This window comes from Thermosporothrix sp. COM3 (assembly GCF_059696735.1).
This window is the reverse complement of the sequence record NZ_AP019376.1, coordinates 3,642,038-3,660,815: the sequence shown is the minus strand read 5'-3', so window position 1 is coordinate 3,660,815 and position 18,778 is coordinate 3,642,038. Positions and strand designations below refer to the sequence as shown.

The window sequence follows — 18,778 nt, the reverse complement described above, 5'->3', positions numbered from 1 at the left end:
TGAGGCCGGGGATCTCCCGAGGAGATTTGTTTGATGAATACATATGCGACCGTGGTTCTTGCCGCAGGAAAAGGAACCCGGATGCGTTCAAGTTTACCGAAAGTGCTTCATCGGCTGGCCGGACGCCCCCTTCTCGGTCATGTCTTGAACGCTATTGAGTCAATCCCCGCTACCTCTTCTTTTGCTCCCCTCGCTGATTCTGTTCATTCACATCGTCCCGTTGTTGTGCTCGGGCATGAGCGTGAGCAGGTTGAAGCTGCTTTTGGTGAGCAGTGCCATTATGCATTACAAGAAGAGCAACTGGGAACCGGGCATGCACTCCTGATGGCAATGGATGTTGTGAATTCGCTTGCTCCTCTGCCACAAACTGTGTTGGTCTGTTATGGTGATACTCCGCTGGTGCGGCCAGAGATTCTGGCGCAGATTGTGGCTGAACATATACAGCGTCAGGCGACAGTGACGTTTTTGACGGCTTTGACCGATCGTCCCTCCGATTTTGGCCGTATCGTGCGCGATGCCACTGGGCGTGTGCTGGAAATCGTTGAGGTCAAGCGGGCCACTCCCGAGCAGCTCAAGATTAACGAGATCAATTCGGGGGTCTATTGCTTTGATCGCGAATGGCTCTGGCCCACTCTTGAGGCGCTGCCACGCAATCCATCAGGCGAGTATTATTTGACCGATCTGGTTGGCATTGCCAGTCAGCAAGGGCGAGAAATCGCGACCGTGCTCGGGACGCTTGAAGAGACCATTGGTGTCAATAATCGCGTCCAGCTTGCCTATGCAGAGCAGCTTGTGCGCCGTCGGATCCTGGAGCAGCACATGTACGCCGGGGTTACGATTGTTGACCCGAGCTCAACCTATATCGATGATGGAGTGCAGATCGGCCAGGATACTGTGATCCTCCCTGGAACGATGATTTCCGGTGAAACGACGATCGGTGCGGGCTGCCGTATTGGACCGGCAACGACCATCGATCAGTCTGTTGTGGGCGACCGCTGTGTCATTCAGAATTCTGTCGTAGAATCCTCTACGCTGGAAGAGGGCGTACATGTTGGCCCTTTCAGCCATTGTCGCCCCGGGGCGCATCTGGCACGTGGTGTCTATATGGGGAACTTTGCGGAGGTCAAGAACTCCTATCTGGGACCCGAAACGCAGATGCACCATTTCAGCTATGTGGGTGATGCGACCGTCGGTAAACAGGTGAATATCGCCGCCGGTGTCATTACATCGAACTATGACGGCAAGCAGAAGCATCCGACCATTATCGGTGATCATGCGTTTGTCGGGTGTGATACGACGCTGGTTGCCCCGGTCACGGTCGGTGAGCATGGATATACGGGAGCTGGCGCAGTTGTGCGGCAGGATGTGCCACCACACGCGCTGGTTGCCGGGGTGCCCGCTCGCTTGATTCGCGTGCGCGAAAGTGCCGGGACGGAGCAAGATTCTCCTGTAGAATCTGGAAATAAATAGTTTTTGTGTCAGGGGGCGCCAACGGTTGCCCCTGACACGCTGTGAAAGGCAGTAATTGATGACCTATGGACGGCCCCGATCTAGGTAGTATAGCCGCCATTCTTGATTTTCGGTTGCCACAGTGGAACGGGGAACTCGGGACACAGCTCATCATCTTGCTTGTGGCTCTGCTTCTCTGTGCATTGGCTTCGGCTGCCGAGACGGCTTTGACCTCTATCAGCCGTATTAAGCTCAAAAATCTGGTTGAGGAAGGCGATCAATCTGCGCTGAAGATAGATCAACTCCTGGCTGAACCAAATACCTTCCTCACCACGGTGCTCATTGTTCATGTTGTATCGATCATCGTTGCCGCTGTTGCGTCAACACTCCTTGCCCTGCATTTCTTTGCCTCGTGGGGGCAGTTGATTGCCTCGGTTCTCCTCGCGCTGATTGTCCTGCTCTTCTGTGAGATCGTCCCCAAGACCGCCGCCGTCCAGAGCCCGATGAGTTGGGTGCGGATACTGGTCACGCCTATTCGGTTGCTGGCGCGGCTCCTTTCTCCGGTTGTCTGGTTGTTGCGTTCCGTGACCCGGCTGCTGGTGCACCTGACCAATGGGCGCTTAAAGCGAAGTGGCCCGTTTGTCACTGAGGAGGAGCTGCGTATGCTGCTGACCGTCGGCGAGGAAGAGGGCGTGCTTGAAGAGGATGAGACGGAGATGATTCATAGCATCTTCGAGTTCGCGGATACGACCACCCGTGAGGTGATGATTCCTCGCATTGATATGGTCACGTTGGCCGATACCACAACCGTGCTGGAAGCCGTGGACGTGGCCCTTCAGGGAGGCTTTTCGCGTATCCCGGTCTATGATGCTGGCAAAGGCGTTGATGAGATCATTGGCATCCTCTACACCAAAGATTTATTGAAACAGTTGCGTGATGGACAGACCACCCGCTCAATCCGCTCGCTGGTACGCCCGGCATACTTTGTACCTGAGACGAAAAAGCTCGATGATCTGCTGAGCGAGATTCGACAGAACCGCGTCCATATCGTGATTGTGGTTGATGAATATGGCTCGGTGTCAGGACTGGTGACGATAGAGGATCTGGTGGAAGAGATCGTCGGCGACATCAAAGACGAGTACGACCACGAAGAGAACCTCTACGAGAAGGTGAGCGAGAACGAGTATATCTTCGATGCGATGTTCAGCATTGATGACTTCAACGATATGATGGATACCCACCTCTCGAATGAGGACTATGAGACGCTTGGTGGCTTTGTGTATGCGCAACTGGACAAGATACCTGGCGTAGGCGATGTGGTCTCCTACGAGGATCTGACCTTTACGGTGCTGGCAACCCGCGGCCGCCGGATCCTGAAGATTCGGGTGCAGCGAGAACAGAAGCCCGTTGAGTCTCAGCCGGGGCAGGATGTTCATACTGTGCCGGTCGTTCCGGCTTCCGAGAAGCAGAGCGACACAGGGGTCGGACAGCAGCCGATGGTGCGCCCGACATTTTCGGCTTTCCTGTAAGTGAGAGGAGTTTGCTGGATGCACACGTTGTTTGCTTCGTTGCCACGCCGGGTACGCGTGGTAGAGGTTGGCCCGCGTGACGGCTTGCAGAACGAGAAGGGACAGGTCCCCACTGCCCAGAAGATCCGCTTTATCGAGCAACTGGCCGAGGCCGGTTTACCGGTCGTTGAAGCGACCTCGTTTGTCAGCCCGCGGGCGATCCCACAGTTAAGCGATGCGTCCGAGGTGATGAGCAGCCTGACGCGCCTGCCCGGAACCGAGTATCCGGTTCTTGTGCCGAATATGAAGGGGATGGAGCGGGCGCTTGCTGCCGGAGTACGCTCGATTGCCGTCTTTACTGCCGCAAGCGAGAGCTTTACGCGCCATAACATCAACGCTACGATCGCGGAGAGTCTGGCAAACTTTCGCCCGGTGGTCGAGGCGGCACAGCGGGAACAAATCCCCGTGCGTGGGTATATCTCAACCGTCTTCGGGTGTCCCTACGAGGGTGAGGTCAAGCCCGAACAGACGCTTGAGGTGGCTCTGCGCCTGCTGGACATGGGTATCAGTGAGCTCTCGCTTGGCGATACGATTGGTGTCGCGACTCCCGATCAGGTGGTGACGGTGATTGATCTGCTGGTGACAAAGGGACGTATCCCGCTGGAGAAGCTTGCGGTGCACTTTCACGATACACGAGGCACTGCGCTGGCAAACGTCCTGACAGCGCTCCAGCTTGGTATTTCAACGGTGGATAGCGCTGCCGGTGGTCTGGGAGGCTGTCCATATGCTCCGGGAGCTGCTGGAAACCTGGCAACAGAGGACCTGTTGTATATGCTTCACGGGCTCGGGATTGAGACGGGGGTCAATCTGGAGAAAGTGGTTGCGGCCACCCGGAGTATTGCGCCCTTCCTGGGACATCCTCCGACGAGCAAATACTATCAGGCGGCCACAGCGCTCTGAAGCGTTCTCTGCTTCTTTTAGTCAGTATGAAAGACCTCGCGCATGGTGGTCCACCATTCGCCTGGTTGGCGTGAAGGGAGTGGTTCCTGACAGGGGTCGGTATAGCTCCACCACTCCCTTGTTTTGGGGTCTTCCGCCATCTTCTTCATATCCGCCTCGAAATCGTCTCCGATATACTCAAAATACGCGAACAGCAGGTGTTCATGGCGAAAGATGGTGTAGTTGCGGATGTTGCATGCGTGGATGGTTTTCAGCACCTCGGGCCATGTGGCGGCGTGCAGGCGCTCATACTCCTCGATTTTGTCAGGCTTGATGCCAATGACCTGACCAAAACGGCGCATATCGGTTCTCCTCCCTGAATATGGTATACTCCCGGATAGTGTTTCTCCCACTATAGTCGATCGCGATACACTTTTCAAGGATGCTTGCTTGTTCAGAAAGGAAAAACGGATGCTGGTGACGCTCAGTATGATTCGTGTGGCTGTACAGCAATGTGGCTTGTCCGGGAAGGCGCTCTGTGTCCATTCCTCTTTGCGCTCCTTCGGGCATATTGAGGGAGGGGCCAGGACGCTGCTTGAGGGGCTGCTTGCTGAGGGATGCACGGTGATGGCGCCTTCCTTTTCGCTGCGTACCTTTTCCGCTCCTCCGCCTGATAGTGCGTATCCAGCGCGTAACGGGTGGAGTGAGGAGGAGCTTTCGCTTCCGCCTACAAGCCAGATCTATCGCCCCGACACGACTGCGATAGATCTGGATATGGGGGCGCTTCCTGCTGTCATGGTGCGGGAGCGGCGGCGCGTGCGTGGGTGGCATCCTCTGAACTCCTTTGTTGCCATCGGACCGCAGGCGGAACAGTTGATTGCGCCACAGAAACCACTCGCGGTCTATGCACCTTTTAAAGAGCTTTGCGGGCTTGATGGAGCCATTCTGTTGATGGGCGTGAGGCTGACATCCATGACGTTTCTGCATTATGCCGAACAACAGGCGGGTCGGACACTCTTTCGGCGATGGGCCAACGACGAGCACGGAAAGCCTCAGATGGTGGAAATCGGAAGCTGCTCCACTGGTTTTGAGGCGTTTGCCCCGCTCCTTGCGCCGTTTCGTACCACCTGCACTGTGGGGGAAAGCCTCTGGCAGGTGTTTCCGGCCCGGGCCACGCTTGAGGTAGCATCAGAGGCGATCAGGCGGAATCCGTCGATCACGGCCTGTGCTGATCCTACCTGTGTGCGCTGTCGTGACGCGATTCCCGGAGGGCCGATGCTCGATGCACAAAAAAGCGGAGAGTCAACCGGGTAGGCTGTCTCTCCGCCGCGCAGGAGCGCTCAGTGTGCTTTGAGGTACTTGATTGCTTCCTGTAGCTGCTTGTCCTGACTGCCCATAATCTGGGCCTCGTTCATATGCTCGCTCGATTCCTCGGTTGGCGAGACAATGGAGACATTGGGAGCAAGCTTGATCGTTACATCTGGCTGGACCCCCTGATCACGGATGAACTGTCCCTTCGGAGTGAGCCATTCGCGAATTCCAAGCAGGATCGCCGAGCCATCGGAGAGATCAAACTGCTGAAGCACGGTTCCGGTGCCGAGCGTCTTTTCACCGATGATCGTGGCACGGCCATTATCGCGGAGCGCGCTGGCGACAATCTCGGCGGCGCTGGCGGTATTGTTGTTGGTCAGCACCACAAGCGGTATTTTGGTATCAAGGGTCTGACCGGTTGCCTTATATTCTTGCTGGTTGCCCGACTTGTCTCGTTCAATCAGAATGGTGCCCTGTTCAAGGAACAGGCTGGCGGTATCAATGGCCTCGCGGAGGTAGCCGCCGGGATTGTTGCGAAGGTCAAGCACAATCTTCTGTGCGCCCTGCGCTTTGGCCTTGTTCACAGCCTCTTTGAGCTGGCTTGTCACGCCATCTGTAAACTGGACGATCTGAATATGCGCGATATGGCTATCGGGGATGTAGTACATAAGCACGTTGGGCACGGTAATTGAGGCGCGGGTAATCTTGAAGTCCTTTGTTCCCTGTTCGCCGGGGCGCTGAATGGTCAGGGTGACGTCGGTGCCTTCCTTGCCTTTAATCATCGCACTGATCTCGCTGAGGTCCTTTCCCTGTGTGCTCTTTCCATCGACGGCCACAATGACATCATTCGCTTTCAGGCCGGCCTTTTCGGCGGGTGAATCTGGCATTGTGCCTGAGATAAATACCTTCTTTGTGTTCGGGTCCTGCTGGACATAGACGCCGATGCCAACCACTTTCCCGCTGAGCTGCTGGTTCTCGTTCTTGACGTCGTCGGGAGTGAGGAAGCGGGTATGTTGCTTGTCATTGAGCGAAGTCACCATAGAGTCAATAGCAGTATAGGCCATTTTCTTATAGTTTACATTTTCGCGGTCGACATAGTTTTCGTCGATAAGTTGCCATGCTTCTTGAATAAGACCGAGATACGATTTTGATTGGTTGTTAGAGTCGAAGCGAGGCCCACTGAAAAACTCGTGACTGAACCAGCCTCCGAGGAAGGCGATCGCAACAAGGGCAAGGATACCGAGCGTTTTGCCGATGGTGCGTTGAATGCGGAGTCTCCGTTCCTCTTCCTGATGCTGACGCAGGTCGTAGCCATCGGGCGGAACGTTGTCATAGGGCAATGGGTCAGGAGAGGTCGGGATCTGACCCTGATGCCCGAGATCATCATATGCTGGTCGGCTGGGCGCCTGATCCGCCGGGCGTCCTTCGTAGAAGCGCGGATCATCGTAGTTCCAGCGGGGATCATTATTGTTGTTCACCGAAAGCCTCCGTGTGGCACTGTTACTTTTACATCTATCTTTGATACAGTTCAGGCTAACTGCTGGATCGCTTTTTGTTATCTTAGTGAGAGCGAGAAAAAAAGTCAATTCAGAGGAAACAGTGAGAGAAAAGAAAGAGGGTATAGCCGCTGTCAGCTATACCCTTCTGATCATGTTTTGCGTTGCACACCCATCAGCCTTTCGGCATATATACCAAAAGGAGAGAGTGTGATGGACAACAGCTCAATATCTGGAAGCGCAGTACTACGATTCTTGCTGAACCGCTTCAACTGGCTTCTCGCTCTGTTCGTTGTCGACAGCCTTCAACTGCTTCTTGGAAGGAGGAGCAGCCTGCTTTTTGGGCGGTTCCCATCCGGGAGCACGAGAAACGATCATGGACATCATGCGCCCTTCCATAGATGGAGCGCGTTCGATAGTTGCTGTACCCTTTAGGCTTTCCGCGATCTGATCCAGCAATTTACGACCAAGTTCCGGGTGTCGCATTTCTGCGCCACGGAACTGAACGCTCACCCGGACCTTGTCCCCATCTGCCAGGAATTCCTGAATCTTGCGGGTTTTGACCTGGATGTCATGTTCATCCGTGCGGGGGCGCATCCGAATCTCTTTGAGCGTAACCGTCTTCTGATTTTTCTTCGCTTCGTTCTCTTTCTTGGCCTGTTCATACTTGAAGCGGCCATAATCCATCAGCTTACAGACTGGCGGATTGCTGTTCGCAGCTACTTCAACGAGGTCAAGATTTTTCTCGCGGGCAATATCGAGTGCTCGTGCTGGGGGCATCACTCCCACCATTTCACCGTTCTCGTCGATTAAGCGTACCTCCCGAGCACGAATGCGCTCGTTCACTCGTGTCTCACGTGGCCGGTCGCTTCCACGAAAGTCCCTGTTAATAGGCCGAACCTCCTCTTTTGTCACTAACAAATTTGTACCTTGTTGTTCTTGTGTTTGTTGGGTTGTTTGTTTGCTTCTCTGGTGTTTCACCCTGCTTCTGGTCGCCAGCAACGCCTGCTTCTCGCCAATAGATCCACGCTCTTTTTCTGCCCGCCAGGATGAGCGGCTATCGGGAAACAAGGTTCTTGCTGGTACGCCGGCTCTCATCGGAGAACCGTTTGACCAGTTGCATCATTCTAACAAAAGGTCAACGGCAAAGCAAACTATCCGTGTTTTAGAATACGTTCTGACGCAGCCTGTCGTTACAGAATCACCTGTCTGACATTGCCTGAGCGGGGGAATATCTTCTCTGCTTGCGGTCCTTCGATGCAAACCAGCCTCTTCTATTGAGCGGGGTACTGTTCTCGCTCGCTTTCTTCGAGGGCAGTTTACAGGCCAGATTTTCCCCTTTTGCAGCCGGAGACCCCTCTTGGAGAGAGTATACCAGATCGTGTGATGCTTGACAAGGATTTTGAAGCTCTGATAAAGCGGGAAAAATGTCGGATTTCTCCCGGCATGACCTCTTTCCGGTCTTCTTATCTGCTCTCTTTTTATTGCGCTTTCTGTGCCTTTTTAGCCCGGGCAGGAGAAGAGGGAGCAGGCAGGAGTAAGAATAGAATCCTTTCTCTCCTCTGTGTGATATACTTGTTGTTACGGATAGTTCATGGTTCTCTATGATGAATTCGCTTGACAGGCGTTCCTGTGTGATTCATGCTACATGCGAAGGAGGCTTGTGCATGAGCGGCGATGTTGTCGCGTCTCAATCTCAATCCTCGGCGGCTGAGGGCCTGCGTTTCTCTCCTCATCCCAATCAAGCCCACCAGATTGCATGGCGGCTCTGGGGGAAAGAGGCGTTTGATGAGGCCGAACGTTCCGGGAAGCCCATTTTTCTCTCGCTTTCCTCGTCGTGGTGTCAGTGGTGTCATATTATGGATGAAACCACTCTCTCCGAGCCGAGCGTGATCGCGATTCTCAATCACGATTATATCCCGATTCGCGTTGATAGCGACCTGCGCCCCGATGTGAACCAGCGCTACAATCAGAATGGGTGGCCAAGCATTGTCCTGCTCTCCGCCGAGGGTGAAATCCTCTGGGGTGGCGTCTATGTGCCGCCGCACCAGATGCTCTATTACCTCGGCCATATCCGCCGCTATTATAGCGAGCATCGCGCCGAGATTGCTGCCCAGATTCAGCAGCTTCGGGCGCACCGGGTGTCGCCGCCTGCACCGCTGCCCTTGCGTGCGCTGCTCCTGGAGGAGCGTTCCGCCCTGCTTCGACTGCCGGAAGAGGCGTCTCGTGTCCTGCTTGATCTCTATGACCCGGAGTATGGCGGCTTTCTGCTGCATCCACATCTGCGCTTCCCTCATCCTGAAGCGTTGGAGCTCTGGCTGATGCTCGGACGAAAGCAACAACCAGAGCTGCTTGAACGTGTGACGTATTCATTGATCCAGATGCGTGATGGGGGCCTGTGGGATTACGAAGAGGGTGGGTTCTTCCGCTATTCGGCGGCTGGCGATTGGAGTAATCCCCATACTGAAAAGATGTTGGAAGAGAACGCGGCTATGCTGCGGCTGCTCGCGCTCACCGCCCGGGAGACCGGCCAGCAGGAATGGGTCGATCTGATCCGCCAGTTGTTGATGTACTTGAATAATACGCTCTGGCAAACCGAGCGCGGGGTATTCAGCGGTAGCCAGTGCGCCGACGAAGAGTACTATGAGCCCGGGCTGTATTCTCGGGCATCGCGGGAGGCACCGGGCGTTGATACCACCGTCTATACCTCCTGGAATGCCCGCATGAGTTCTTCGCTATTGCTTGCCGCCGAGGTCTTACACGCTCCCGCCCTTGAGAAAATGGCCTGTCGGATCCTCGATTACCTGGGCACGCATGTGCTACATCCCGCTGGCTGCATGTATCACTATGAGCTGGATGGACAACCCGGCCTGCCCGGACAGCTCACGGATCAGGTCTGGATGACACGCGCCCTGTTGGATGCATATGAGCGACGTGGTGAGAAGCGGTATCTTGAGACGGCGATAGCCCTGATGCACTTCGCCTGTCAGGAGCTGCTTGACCGTTCGACCGGCCTCTTCTACGACTATCCTGAGACGCCGGATCTTCTGGGCAGGCTAACTGTGCGCCAGCAGCCGCTTGCTGAGAACGCGTTGGCGGCTGAATGTCTGTTGCGGATGGCGGTCTATAGCAAGCGGGAACACCTGCGCGAGACAGCCCTGCTGGTACTTGCTGCCTGCCTGGAAAAATACCGCCGTACCGGCATTGAAGGGGCGCTCTATGCCTGTATTGTGCAGGCAGCCATTGAAAATGCCTGGTTCTAGCAGGCAAAAAAAGTGGAGTGGCACATCAAGACCACTCCACTCGGCTTATTTCAACTTTTACTCAGGCTTGACGGGAGGCTTATTTGACGCTTCTCACTTTGATTGTGCGAGCTTTCGCATGTTCCGCCTTCGGGAACCGCAGGGTGAGAATACCTTCGTTGTAGCTTGCCTCGGTCTTGTCCGAGTTGATCGGAGCGGGCAGGCTGAACGAATGCTGGTACTGAGCACTCTGCCAGCCGCGCAGATGGACGGTCGCGTTGTCCGGGATCGTATTCTTTGTCTCCCATTTGATATTCACGGCGTCCTGGTGCACGTTGATCTCAACGTCATCGGGGTTCACGCCAGGCATTGGGACCTGTAAGACGAATTCTTCAGGTGTCTCATACAGGTTTGCCGGAACGCCACGCCCGATGAAGCTGCTGCTGCGCGGAGAGATGAAGCTATCTTCAAACAGGCGGTCCATTGCTTCACGCAGTGAAACAAATTCCTGGAATGGGTTATAGCGTGTAATGTTTGCCATGATATGGGTTCCTCCTTTCAGCCTCGCTCGGGTGGGCGAGGTGAAATGCTCTTTCTAGATTCCTTCTTCTATAGATCAGACGATTTCGTGGAAACCGTTTTGTTGTGATCGTTTCCGCGTTCGTTGTTTTCGTTCTGGTAGTAATATAGCGCATCCCGTGTTAGAAAGACGTAAGATATTTATAAGAATTCTGTTAGAAACTTTGATAGGACTACTATCAAGGTAATACAAAGAAGCGTCACGTTCTGCTCACGTGACGCCTTCGGGGGTGTGGACGAGCTTATGAGGCTTTGTAGACGGTTTTGAGCGCTGTTTCTGCCCAGAGCTTACGGAGCGCTCCGCTTCCCTCCTCGTTGGGGTGAATGCCATCGTCGCTGATATAGTTCGGATGTTGTTGAAAGTAGGTCCAGGTATCGGGACCAGCGATGACCTCGGGGTGCTCACGATAGAGGCGGTCAAGCTGCGCGTTCAGAGGCGGGGCGCATTGCTGAATACGCTCATTGGGTCCCCAGAGAATCTTCTGCACCAGCGGCACCTTGCCCGCGTTCGTGATCTTCTGGACCAGCGTTTCATAGTTCTTATAGAACTTCTCGGGATCGAAACAACTGAGCGCGTCATTGGAGCCGTAACCCAGGGCAACATATTTACCAGGGAAGATCTGAAGCCAGCTATCAAAGTAGTGCAGCGCGTCGGTGGTGGTGAAGCCGCCAATGCCACCGCCCTCGGCAACGGGGTAATGATCGGGGCGCTGTTGCTGGATCAACTGTTGAAAGGAAGGGACGCCGGCCCGCGAGTCCTGATTCATTGCCTCCATGAAGATTGAGGCGCCGTAGAAGATCCAGTCGTCCGCGATGGCCTTACTGGCTTCGTAGACATCCATGTTCAGAGAGACCCCATAGTTCTCGGTGGTGCCATCCGAGCCGCGCACCCGGATGCGAAGCCAGTTTGCTGCTCCCATGTCAATGAGATGCTGGCGTGAGTGATAGGTGTTTCCCTGCACAGAAGCCTTCGACTCCCAGTGAGCGGCAGGGGGCTGACTACCGCCCGCACCTGAATTGATCTCGATCTCATAGTCTTTCGGGTTGTTGTAGCCTTCATAACCGTTGAGGACATGATTATAGTTGCCGGTCGGGGTGTTGTACCAGACAAGCAGGAGTTTGGCACGCTGGGCCGCTGGAACCCGGGAGAGGTCATAGGCGAGCCAGATAGGCTTGTCTGGTCCGGGCGTCTGACAGGCCTGCCAGAAGGTGTCATAGCTGGCGTCGTCTGCCTGTTTGGCTGGATAGGAGCCCTCACAATCATCGTTGGTGAAGGCTGGAGCGTTGCGACTGACAAGGGCGGCAGCGCTTCCGGCGGGATGATTGCCGGGCCCGGTACTGGAAGGCTGGACGGTCGTGCTGGTCTGAGGTGTCGGGTCGGGCTGCGTGACTTGCTGTGCGCATCCGGCAAGCAGGAGGATGGTTACAAGGAACAGACAGGCAGGTGAGATAAAAAGGCGCTTCTCTTTCATTTTTCCTACTTTACTTGACTATACAGAATACTTCCTACAAAAGATCCTTCTTTTATTTTGGGCATAAGAAACACGCGATGTCAAAAAAAGCATTCTTGCTACAGGAGCAGGGAGCAAGAGAGGAGAAGCGGCAGTTGAGGAGCGCTATCTTGAAGAATCCTCTCGACGTCTTTCCTCTGTTCTGTTACAATGCCCACAAGAAAAGATCATTATTCCGTTGGCTGAGAGGTTTAGAGGTGTCGGTTAAACAAGCATCACAAAAAGAAATAGATTACCTGCTCAGGCGTGGGGTGGCGCTGGTCGAGAAAGAAGACGATCTGCGCCGTATGCTTCTTGAGGGGAATAAGGGCGAGCCGCTGCGCGTCAAGCTCGGGGTTGATCCGACCCACTACGAGCTGACGATTGGTCACGCCGTTGTGTTTCGTAAATTGCGCCAGTTCCAGAAGCTCGGTCATAAAACCGTGGTGGTGATCGGTGACTGGACCGCCCGGCTTGGCGATCCGAGTGGTCGTCTGGAGGCGCGGAAGCCGCTGACCGAGGAACAGGTGAACTCGAACGCTGCAACCTATCTGGAGCAGTTCTTTAAAATTGTTGATCCGCAGCAGACCGAGGTCCGCCGCCAGAGCGAGTGGTTTGATACGTTTACGCTCAGCGATGTTATGCGCCTTTTGAGCTATAAGACGGTGGCGCAGATGCTTGAGCGCGATGACTTCTCCAAGCGCTACAAGAGTGGCATTGAGATCTATCTGTCAGAGTTTATGTATCCGCTGTTGCAGGGCTATGACTCGGTGGCGCTGCATGCTGATGTCGAGCTTGGTGGAACCGACCAGACCTTTAACCTGCTGGTTGGACGCGAGTTGCAGCCTATTTTCGGCCAGAAACCGCAGCAGATCCTCACCATGAACCTGATCGTTGGCCTTGATGGTGTCAAAAAGATGGGCAAGTCGCTTGATAACTATATCGCGATTACGGCGCCCGCCCGTGACATGTTCGGAAAACTGATGTCTCTGCCCGATCACTGCATGCGCTCCTACTTCGAGGCGTTGACCGAGGTTGATGATGAGGAACTCGACGAGTTTGATTGCAAGATGGCCGAGGGCACATTGAACCCGCGCGATGTCAAGCTGCGGATGGCCCGCGAGATCGTGACGCAATTCCATAATCAGGAGGCAGCCGAGGACGCGCAAGAAGCCTTTATTCGGCAGTTCTCGCAGCGCAAGCTCCCGACCGATATTCCCGATTATCAGATGAGCCAGCCTGCACCGATCGTGGATGTGATGGTTTCTGCCGGGTTGGCTGCAAGCAAAAATAAAGCACGCGAGCTGATTAAGCAGGGTGGCGTTTCGCTCTTCCTCAAGGGTGAAGAGGGAGAGGCAACGCGTATCACCGATGTCGAGTATCAGGTTCCGGCTGAAGCGGGCGCGATTCTCAAGGTGGGTAAGCGTCATTACATCCGGATCAAGGTATCCTAGAAAGGGCGTGGCTTTCCACGCTCTTTTTTTGCTCGGAGCGCTTTCCACGTCGCTCTTTTTTATTTATGTCTACGATTTCTGTTCTGTGAGGAGAGGAAAGATCTATGCCACAGGCAACTATTGGTGTCATCGGGGGAAGCGGACTCTATCGAATGGAGCATATGACCGAGGTTGAAGAGGTCAAGATCAGCACCCCGTTCGGTGATCCCAGTGATGTGATTACGATCGGGAAGGTCAACGGCGTTTCGATGGCGTTTCTGCCTCGCCACGGGCGTGGCCACCGCCTGAACCCGACCGAGATTCCGGTGCGAGCGAATATCTGGGCGCTGAAAAGCCTCGGCGTTGAATATGTGATCTCAGTGAGCGCTGTGGGAAGCCTGCGTGAGGATTATGCACCCCGCGATCTGGTGATTCCCGATCAGCTTTTCGACCGGACGAAGAGTCGCGTGAACAGCTTCTTCGAGGGTGGTCTTGTAGTGCATGCGACCTTTGCCGAGCCGTTCTGTCCCCACCTGAGCAAGCTGCTGCTGGAATCGGCACGTGAATTGAAGGATGTTACCGTACATGCAGGCGGCACCTATGTCTGTATGGAGGGACCGCTGTTCTCGACAAAGGCTGAGTCCAACACCTATCGTAAACTGGGAATGGACATCATTGGTATGACGGCACTTCCAGAAGCCAAGCTGGCACGCGAGGCCGAACTGTGCTATGCGACCGTCGCCTGTGTCACCGATTATGACTGCTGGCACGAGGCGGAAGAGTCGGTCACGGTTGAGATGGTGGTTCAGAATCTTGCCGCCAACGTCAAGAATGCACAGCGGATTCTCCAGAATGTGGCACAGCGTATCCCTGCCGATCGAGCGCAGGCGACCTGTGGCTGCTCCGAGGCGCTGGCAACGGCCATTATGACGGATCGTTCCGCAATTCCGGCTGAGGTGAAAGAGAAATATAGCCTGCTGGTGAAGAAATATCTCTAAGCTGCGTTATGTCGCCCATCGCTCAAGCTTGAAAAAGGCTCTTCCCATGTGCGGGAAGAGCTTTCGTTCAAGCACTGTGTTCCTTTAAGATGTGAATCAGTGAGCGAAGCGCCGCGTTCTGTATAGGTCCGGCAACCGAGACCGTGTGCTTTTTGCCCTCATCCTCAACGGTGATAACGTACTGATGATAGTCCGCGGCGCCGGGCGGATGCGTATTAATGCGCTCAGGAAGCTCAAAGAAGTGGACGGAAGCAAGTGTGTGCTCTAGCTCCTCTGCCTCCTCTTTGGGTATGTGTGTTGTATCTATCATGGTCTTTTTATGAAGCCCGGGGAAATAGGCGATGCCCCCCTGAATGGCAAACTCGATACGCATAATATCAGGAACAACCTCCCTCCTTTTCTGCAAATGGACCCTTCCTCTTCATTATATCTGTCGGGCGAGAAACTCCATGTATCTGGCTGTGCTGTCTTTCGATGGGTGTTGTGAAGCCATTCCAGTGCTCTGAAGGGTCACTGGTTGTGGTATATATAGTACGATAAGGAAGAAAAACAGAAGGGGTAAGAAGATGGCACTACTTCATGTGTATCCTCGGGCGCACGATTTTCTGGAGCAGGTGGTCCCGGTGCTTGAGCGAAAAGAGGTCTTGAATAGCCTGATCCTCGGGATCAGCCAGCGGTTTCAGGACTTTGCAGACAGGGTGTATCTTGCCTCGGTCGAGGATGAGCAGGGCCTGATCCTGGCTGCCTGTATGACGCCGCCATTTCGTATCATCTTATCCAGCGAGCAGCCAGAGAACATCGAGGCTCATGAGCTCATCATTCGCGATCTGCTGGCGCACGGTTGGACGGTTCCGGGTGTGGTCGCGGAGAGCACGCTTGCGCTGGCCTTCTCGGAAAGCTGGAAGCGGCTTACCGGTCGGGGATATGAGATCGGGATGCGAGAGCGGCTCTTTGGGCTGACGGAGGTCATTCCACCATCTCCGGGACCGGGAGCCTTGCGGCAGGCAACGGAGAAAGATGGCCCGCTACTGGCGCAGTGGGCCGGGGCCTTCCATCGGGAAGCACTACCGGATGATCCGCGTGGTGAGGAGGGATTTGTTCAGATGGCCTTGAAACGCATCAGGGCGGGAGATGTCTTCCTCTGGGTGTTGCCCGATGGCCGACCGGTTTCGACAGCGCTGAAAACCCGTCCACTCAAGCAAACTATCACAATCGGAATGGTCTATACGCCGCCTGAAGAGCGCGGTCATGGCTATGCTTCGCGCTGTGTTGCCGCCTTGAGTCAGCACTTGCTGGATAGTGGTTGGTCTATGTGTTGTCTGTATACCGATCTGGCGAACCCCGTATCAAACAGCATCTACCAGAAGATTGGCTATCGTCCGATAGTTGATGCTTGCGAGTGCAACTTTCATCCATAGCGGAACTCTTATGTAAGAGAAGCAGACGGGCAGGGATTTTGTAGCCAAAAAAAGCGGAGAGAACCGGCGTTTCACTCCCGTTCTGTACAGTATTCCCGCTAGAATTGCTATGAAATCCACTATGTGTGTGGGTTTGTCTGTGGGTAATTCAGGAGAAAGTCTTGCGGTGTATACTGGATTACACACTTCACTGAAAAGGTCGGAGAGCCGGGACTGAGCGCGCATCTTTTGAGTCTGTATGGGTGCGCATAACGTGTAGTACATATGCTTTATCAGGTTGAGCGGGATGCGCTTTCCGGCGGGCGAATAGCTCTTGTCCTGATGCCGGAACCGCTTCGGATGATGTCTGGTTCCACTGCCCATGAGATCCCGAAGGCGGGAGATTGCTTTCTGACTCTCACTTGTTTTCTACTCATCGGACAGGGAAGAGCGCTCTTCCCTGTTTTTTGTCCGTCTGAACTGGAAAAGAAATTCCAAACGGAAAAAATTCCAGGAAAAAAGCCCCAAAAAGTGATTGACAAACTGGTCAAGGAAGGGTACAATACACACGTCCCGTAAAGGAGATAAAGCAATGGGGCAGGCCGGTTTTCTCCCGTGCCTGTCGGTCTGCGTAATTGGGTCCTGCGCGGCAGATGTTCGCGAACCCCGCCAGGTCCGTGAGGAAGCAACGGTAAGTGGGCCTCTCTGGGTGTCGCAGGGGAGCCTGATTACGCTGACTGGTAGGTGCTGGTGAAAATCGGTTTTCTATGTCCGAAACACTTTTTTTCTTCTGATTCTGGAGGCCGCTTCTTGGCCGTATCGAGGAAACTACAGGCGGGAGTTGTACTATGGCCTCACAATCTCTCTACCGTAAGTGGCGTTCTCAAACCTTCTCCGAACTCGTCGGTCAGGAGGCCGTTGTTCGCACACTCAAGAATGCCCTCAAAGCTGGCAAATTAACCCACGCCTATCTCTTCACCGGTCCGCGTGGAACCGGAAAAACAAGTACCGCACGCTTGCTCGCGAAAACCGTGAACTGTCTCTCTCCTGTCAATGGCGAGCCCTGCAATGAATGTCAACTCTGCCGCGAGATCGCTGATGGGAGCTCTTTCAACGTTGTTGAGATCGACGCTGCCTCCAATCGTGGTATCGATAGCATTCGTGAGCTCCGTGAAAAGGTGATGGTGCCGCCCTCTAGTGGTCGCTATAAAGTCTACATCCTTGACGAGGCGCACATGCTGACCACCGAGGCCTTTAATGCCCTGCTCAAGACGCTGGAAGAGCCGCCCCCCCACGCTATTTTTGTGATGGCGACAACTGATGTGCATAAGATGTTACCGACGGTCCTGTCTCGCTGTCAGCGCTACGACTTCAAGCGGATCACCACGCGCCAGATTGTTGAGCATCTGTGCTTTGTTGCGGAACAGGAGAAAGTCCAGCTTGAGCGCGGAGCCGCTGAATTACTGGCTCGTGCCGCCTCTGGTGGTATGCGCGATGCCTTGAGCCTGCTCGATCAGGCAATCGCGTATAGTGGAGAGTCGATCACGCTGGATCAGGTGCAGGCAATGCTTGGTGTCGCCGATCCGCGTGCGATTCAGAAGTTTATTCAGTACGTGGCACAGCTTGATAGCTCGGCGGCGCTCCATCAGGTGCATGAGCTGGTCGAGGCCGGGGCCGATCTACGCCAGATTAACGGCCAGATTGCTGAGCTCTGGCGGGCGATGATGCTCTGTAAGGCCGGGGCGAACATCGCTGAGATTATGGATAGCACCGAGGATGAGATTCGTGATATTCAGGCGGCGGTGCAGCAGTTCACGCTCGAAGAGCTGATGGAGTGCTCGCGGATCTTTGCCCAGAATGACTTGATTCAGAAGAACCAGGGAACGCCGCAACTCGGGATTGAGCTTGCCTTGCTGGCCTGTATCGAGCTGCATCGCCGTGCTCAGGCCGGTGAAGCGCTTGTACCGCAGCCTGCATCACGCCCTGTTGCGCCACAGGCAAGCCAACCTGCGCTACGCCCTGTCGCACCACAGCCGAGTCAGCCCGCGCCACGTCCTGTCACACCACCAGATCTGTCACAGCCGAGCCAGCCTGTCGAACGGAAACAGGCCTCAATTCGCGCCGCGACAGGGATTAATATTCCTCCTCCCATCCAGCCAGAGCCACCCGCGCCGGAAGAGCCTCCTGTCCAGCAGGAAGAAACGCCTCCCGTCGCTGAAGAGAGTGCTGAGCCGCTGATAACGCTGGATGAGGTCAAAGAGAAATGGGAGCTGGTTATCCGGCGTGTGCGCTCACAGCCACAACGAGATGGCGCCCGCGTGTCGGCCTTCCTGAGATACTTTACCCTGCTCGGAATCGAGCCGACAGCCGATGTGCCGTTGTTGGTCATCAAAGCGACCCAAACGTTCTTCTATACGAATCTAAAAGATAAAGATAAGCAACTGATTGAGTGGGCATTAGAAATAGAGTTGCCGCAGAAGTGCCGCTTGCGTGTGTTGCCACCCGATCAGGATTGGCGACCCGGCAACCGCAGCAGAAACAGTATCCCACAGCCGGAGCGTCCCGCGCCTCAGCCGCCCACTCAGCAGCAGAATGGCTCGTCAGGAAGAAATGGGCCAATTGATCTGGCGGAGGCGCTGGCTGTTTTTCAGGCGACACCAACGGCTGTGCAGCCGCCCCCCGTTCAGGAACCTCTTGCCAGAAATGGGAGTGTGAGAGAGAATAGTACTCAGGAGAGTACAAACGGTACCAATGCTCTCAAGAGTGCTGCCCTCACGAGTACGGAGGAGCGCCGCCAACCCGTATCGCAGCCACCAACTGCTGCACCTTCTGAAACGCGCAGAGAACAGGTGGAACGCAAAGCGAAAGAGGATCCCGTTGTGCGAGAGGTAGTACGAATATTTAAGGCTGAAATCAAAGATATCTATCTGAAATAA

At 54.8% G+C, this 18,778-nt stretch carries 15 protein-coding genes and 1 other RNA gene; 10 read left to right on the top strand and 6 right to left on the bottom strand.

Translation table 11 applies throughout. From position 1 onward, the window contains the following. Nucleotides 1–33 precede the first annotated feature (33 nt). The 3 genes from glmU to KTH_RS15510 all read left to right on the top strand — a co-directional run bounded on the left by glmU (nucleotide 34) and on the right by KTH_RS15510 (nucleotide 3,917). Nucleotides 34–1,470 carry a bifunctional UDP-N-acetylglucosamine diphosphorylase/glucosamine-1-phosphate N-acetyltransferase GlmU gene (glmU, locus tag KTH_RS15520; RefSeq protein ID WP_497619820.1) on the top strand — a complete coding sequence of 479 codons (1,437 nt, stop codon included), beginning with the start codon at nucleotides 34–36 and terminating at the stop codon, nucleotides 1,468–1,470. Nucleotides 1,471–1,535: 65 nt separating this feature from the next. Continuing rightward, on the top strand, nucleotides 1,536–2,978 hold the full coding sequence (locus KTH_RS15515; RefSeq protein ID WP_497619819.1) for a hemolysin family protein: 1,443 nt from the start codon (nucleotides 1,536–1,538) through the stop codon (nucleotides 2,976–2,978). An 18-nt stretch (nucleotides 2,979–2,996) separates the two neighbouring features. Further along, a complete protein-coding gene (locus tag KTH_RS15510; RefSeq protein WP_111317536.1) occupies nucleotides 2,997–3,917 on the top strand; it encodes a hydroxymethylglutaryl-CoA lyase in 921 nt (306 codons plus the stop codon). A 17-nt stretch (nucleotides 3,918–3,934) separates the two neighbouring features. Here the strand turns inward: KTH_RS15510 and KTH_RS15505 are convergent, their stop codons facing one another. After that, the gene (locus tag KTH_RS15505) at nucleotides 3,935–4,258 is read right to left on the bottom strand and encodes an L-rhamnose mutarotase (protein ID WP_111317535.1); all 324 of its coding nucleotides are present in this window, start codon (nucleotides 4,256–4,258) and stop codon (nucleotides 3,935–3,937) included. Between the two features lie 88 nt (nucleotides 4,259–4,346). On the opposite strand from KTH_RS15505, the gene KTH_RS15500 reads away from it, so the two are divergent. Continuing rightward, nucleotides 4,347–5,210: an AAC(3) family N-acetyltransferase gene (locus KTH_RS15500; RefSeq protein WP_497619816.1), complete on the top strand. Its 864-nt coding sequence runs from the start codon at nucleotides 4,347–4,349 to the stop codon at nucleotides 5,208–5,210. Nucleotides 5,211–5,236: 26 nt separating this feature from the next. On the opposite strand, the gene KTH_RS15495 is transcribed toward KTH_RS15500, so the two are convergent. Both KTH_RS15495 and infC read right to left on the bottom strand, forming a co-directional pair. After that, complete coding sequence (locus KTH_RS15495; protein ID WP_111317533.1) at nucleotides 5,237–6,685, bottom strand: S41 family peptidase; 1,449 nt, start codon at nucleotides 6,683–6,685, stop codon at nucleotides 5,237–5,239. A gap of 264 nt (nucleotides 6,686–6,949) precedes the next feature. Beyond that, nucleotides 6,950–7,774 (bottom strand): translation initiation factor IF-3, encoded by an 825-nt coding sequence (gene infC, locus KTH_RS15490; RefSeq protein WP_249033438.1) that lies wholly within the window; start codon nucleotides 7,772–7,774, stop codon nucleotides 6,950–6,952. Nucleotides 7,775–8,370: 596 nt separating this feature from the next. Between infC and KTH_RS15485 the strand changes: the two genes are divergently transcribed. Continuing rightward, nucleotides 8,371–9,966, top strand: coding sequence for a DUF255 domain-containing protein (locus KTH_RS15485; protein WP_170142248.1), 1,596 nt, complete (start codon nucleotides 8,371–8,373; stop codon nucleotides 9,964–9,966). 79 nt (nucleotides 9,967–10,045) lie between these two features. Here the strand turns inward: KTH_RS15485 and KTH_RS15480 are convergent, their stop codons facing one another. Together KTH_RS15480 and KTH_RS15475 are read right to left on the bottom strand one after the other, a co-directional pair. Beyond that, a complete protein-coding gene (locus KTH_RS15480; RefSeq protein WP_111317531.1) occupies nucleotides 10,046–10,486 on the bottom strand; it encodes an Hsp20/alpha crystallin family protein in 441 nt (146 codons plus the stop codon). Between the two features lie 280 nt (nucleotides 10,487–10,766). Further along, nucleotides 10,767–11,996, bottom strand: coding sequence for an SGNH/GDSL hydrolase family protein (locus KTH_RS15475; protein ID WP_497619813.1), 1,230 nt, complete (start codon nucleotides 11,994–11,996; stop codon nucleotides 10,767–10,769). 236 nt (nucleotides 11,997–12,232) lie between these two features. Here KTH_RS15475 and tyrS point away from each other — a divergent pair, with 236 nt between their 5' ends. Then, a complete protein-coding gene (gene tyrS / locus KTH_RS15470) occupies nucleotides 12,233–13,468 on the top strand; it encodes a tyrosine--tRNA ligase (protein WP_170142247.1) in 1,236 nt (411 codons plus the stop codon). Between the two features lie 104 nt (nucleotides 13,469–13,572). Continuing rightward, entirely contained in the window at nucleotides 13,573–14,445 is an 873-nt protein-coding gene (gene mtnP / locus KTH_RS15465) for an S-methyl-5'-thioadenosine phosphorylase (protein WP_111317529.1), read from the top strand. Between the two features lie 67 nt (nucleotides 14,446–14,512). Here the strand turns inward: mtnP and KTH_RS15460 are convergent, their stop codons facing one another. Then, a complete protein-coding gene (locus tag KTH_RS15460; protein WP_111317528.1) occupies nucleotides 14,513–14,818 on the bottom strand; it encodes a protealysin inhibitor emfourin in 306 nt (101 codons plus the stop codon). 193 nt (nucleotides 14,819–15,011) lie between these two features. Between KTH_RS15460 and KTH_RS15455 the strand changes: the two genes are divergently transcribed. From KTH_RS15455 to dnaX, 3 genes are all read left to right on the top strand, one after another. Beyond that, on the top strand, nucleotides 15,012–15,863 hold the full coding sequence (locus KTH_RS15455) for a GNAT family N-acetyltransferase (protein WP_111317527.1): 852 nt from the start codon (nucleotides 15,012–15,014) through the stop codon (nucleotides 15,861–15,863). A 612-nt stretch (nucleotides 15,864–16,475) separates the two neighbouring features. Further along, nucleotides 16,476–16,575: signal recognition particle sRNA small type (gene ffs / locus KTH_RS15450), an RNA gene on the top strand. A 115-nt stretch (nucleotides 16,576–16,690) separates the two neighbouring features. After that, the gene (dnaX, locus tag KTH_RS15445; protein ID WP_111317525.1) at nucleotides 16,691–18,778 is read left to right on the top strand and encodes a DNA polymerase III subunit gamma/tau; all 2,088 of its coding nucleotides are present in this window, start codon (nucleotides 16,691–16,693) and stop codon (nucleotides 18,776–18,778) included.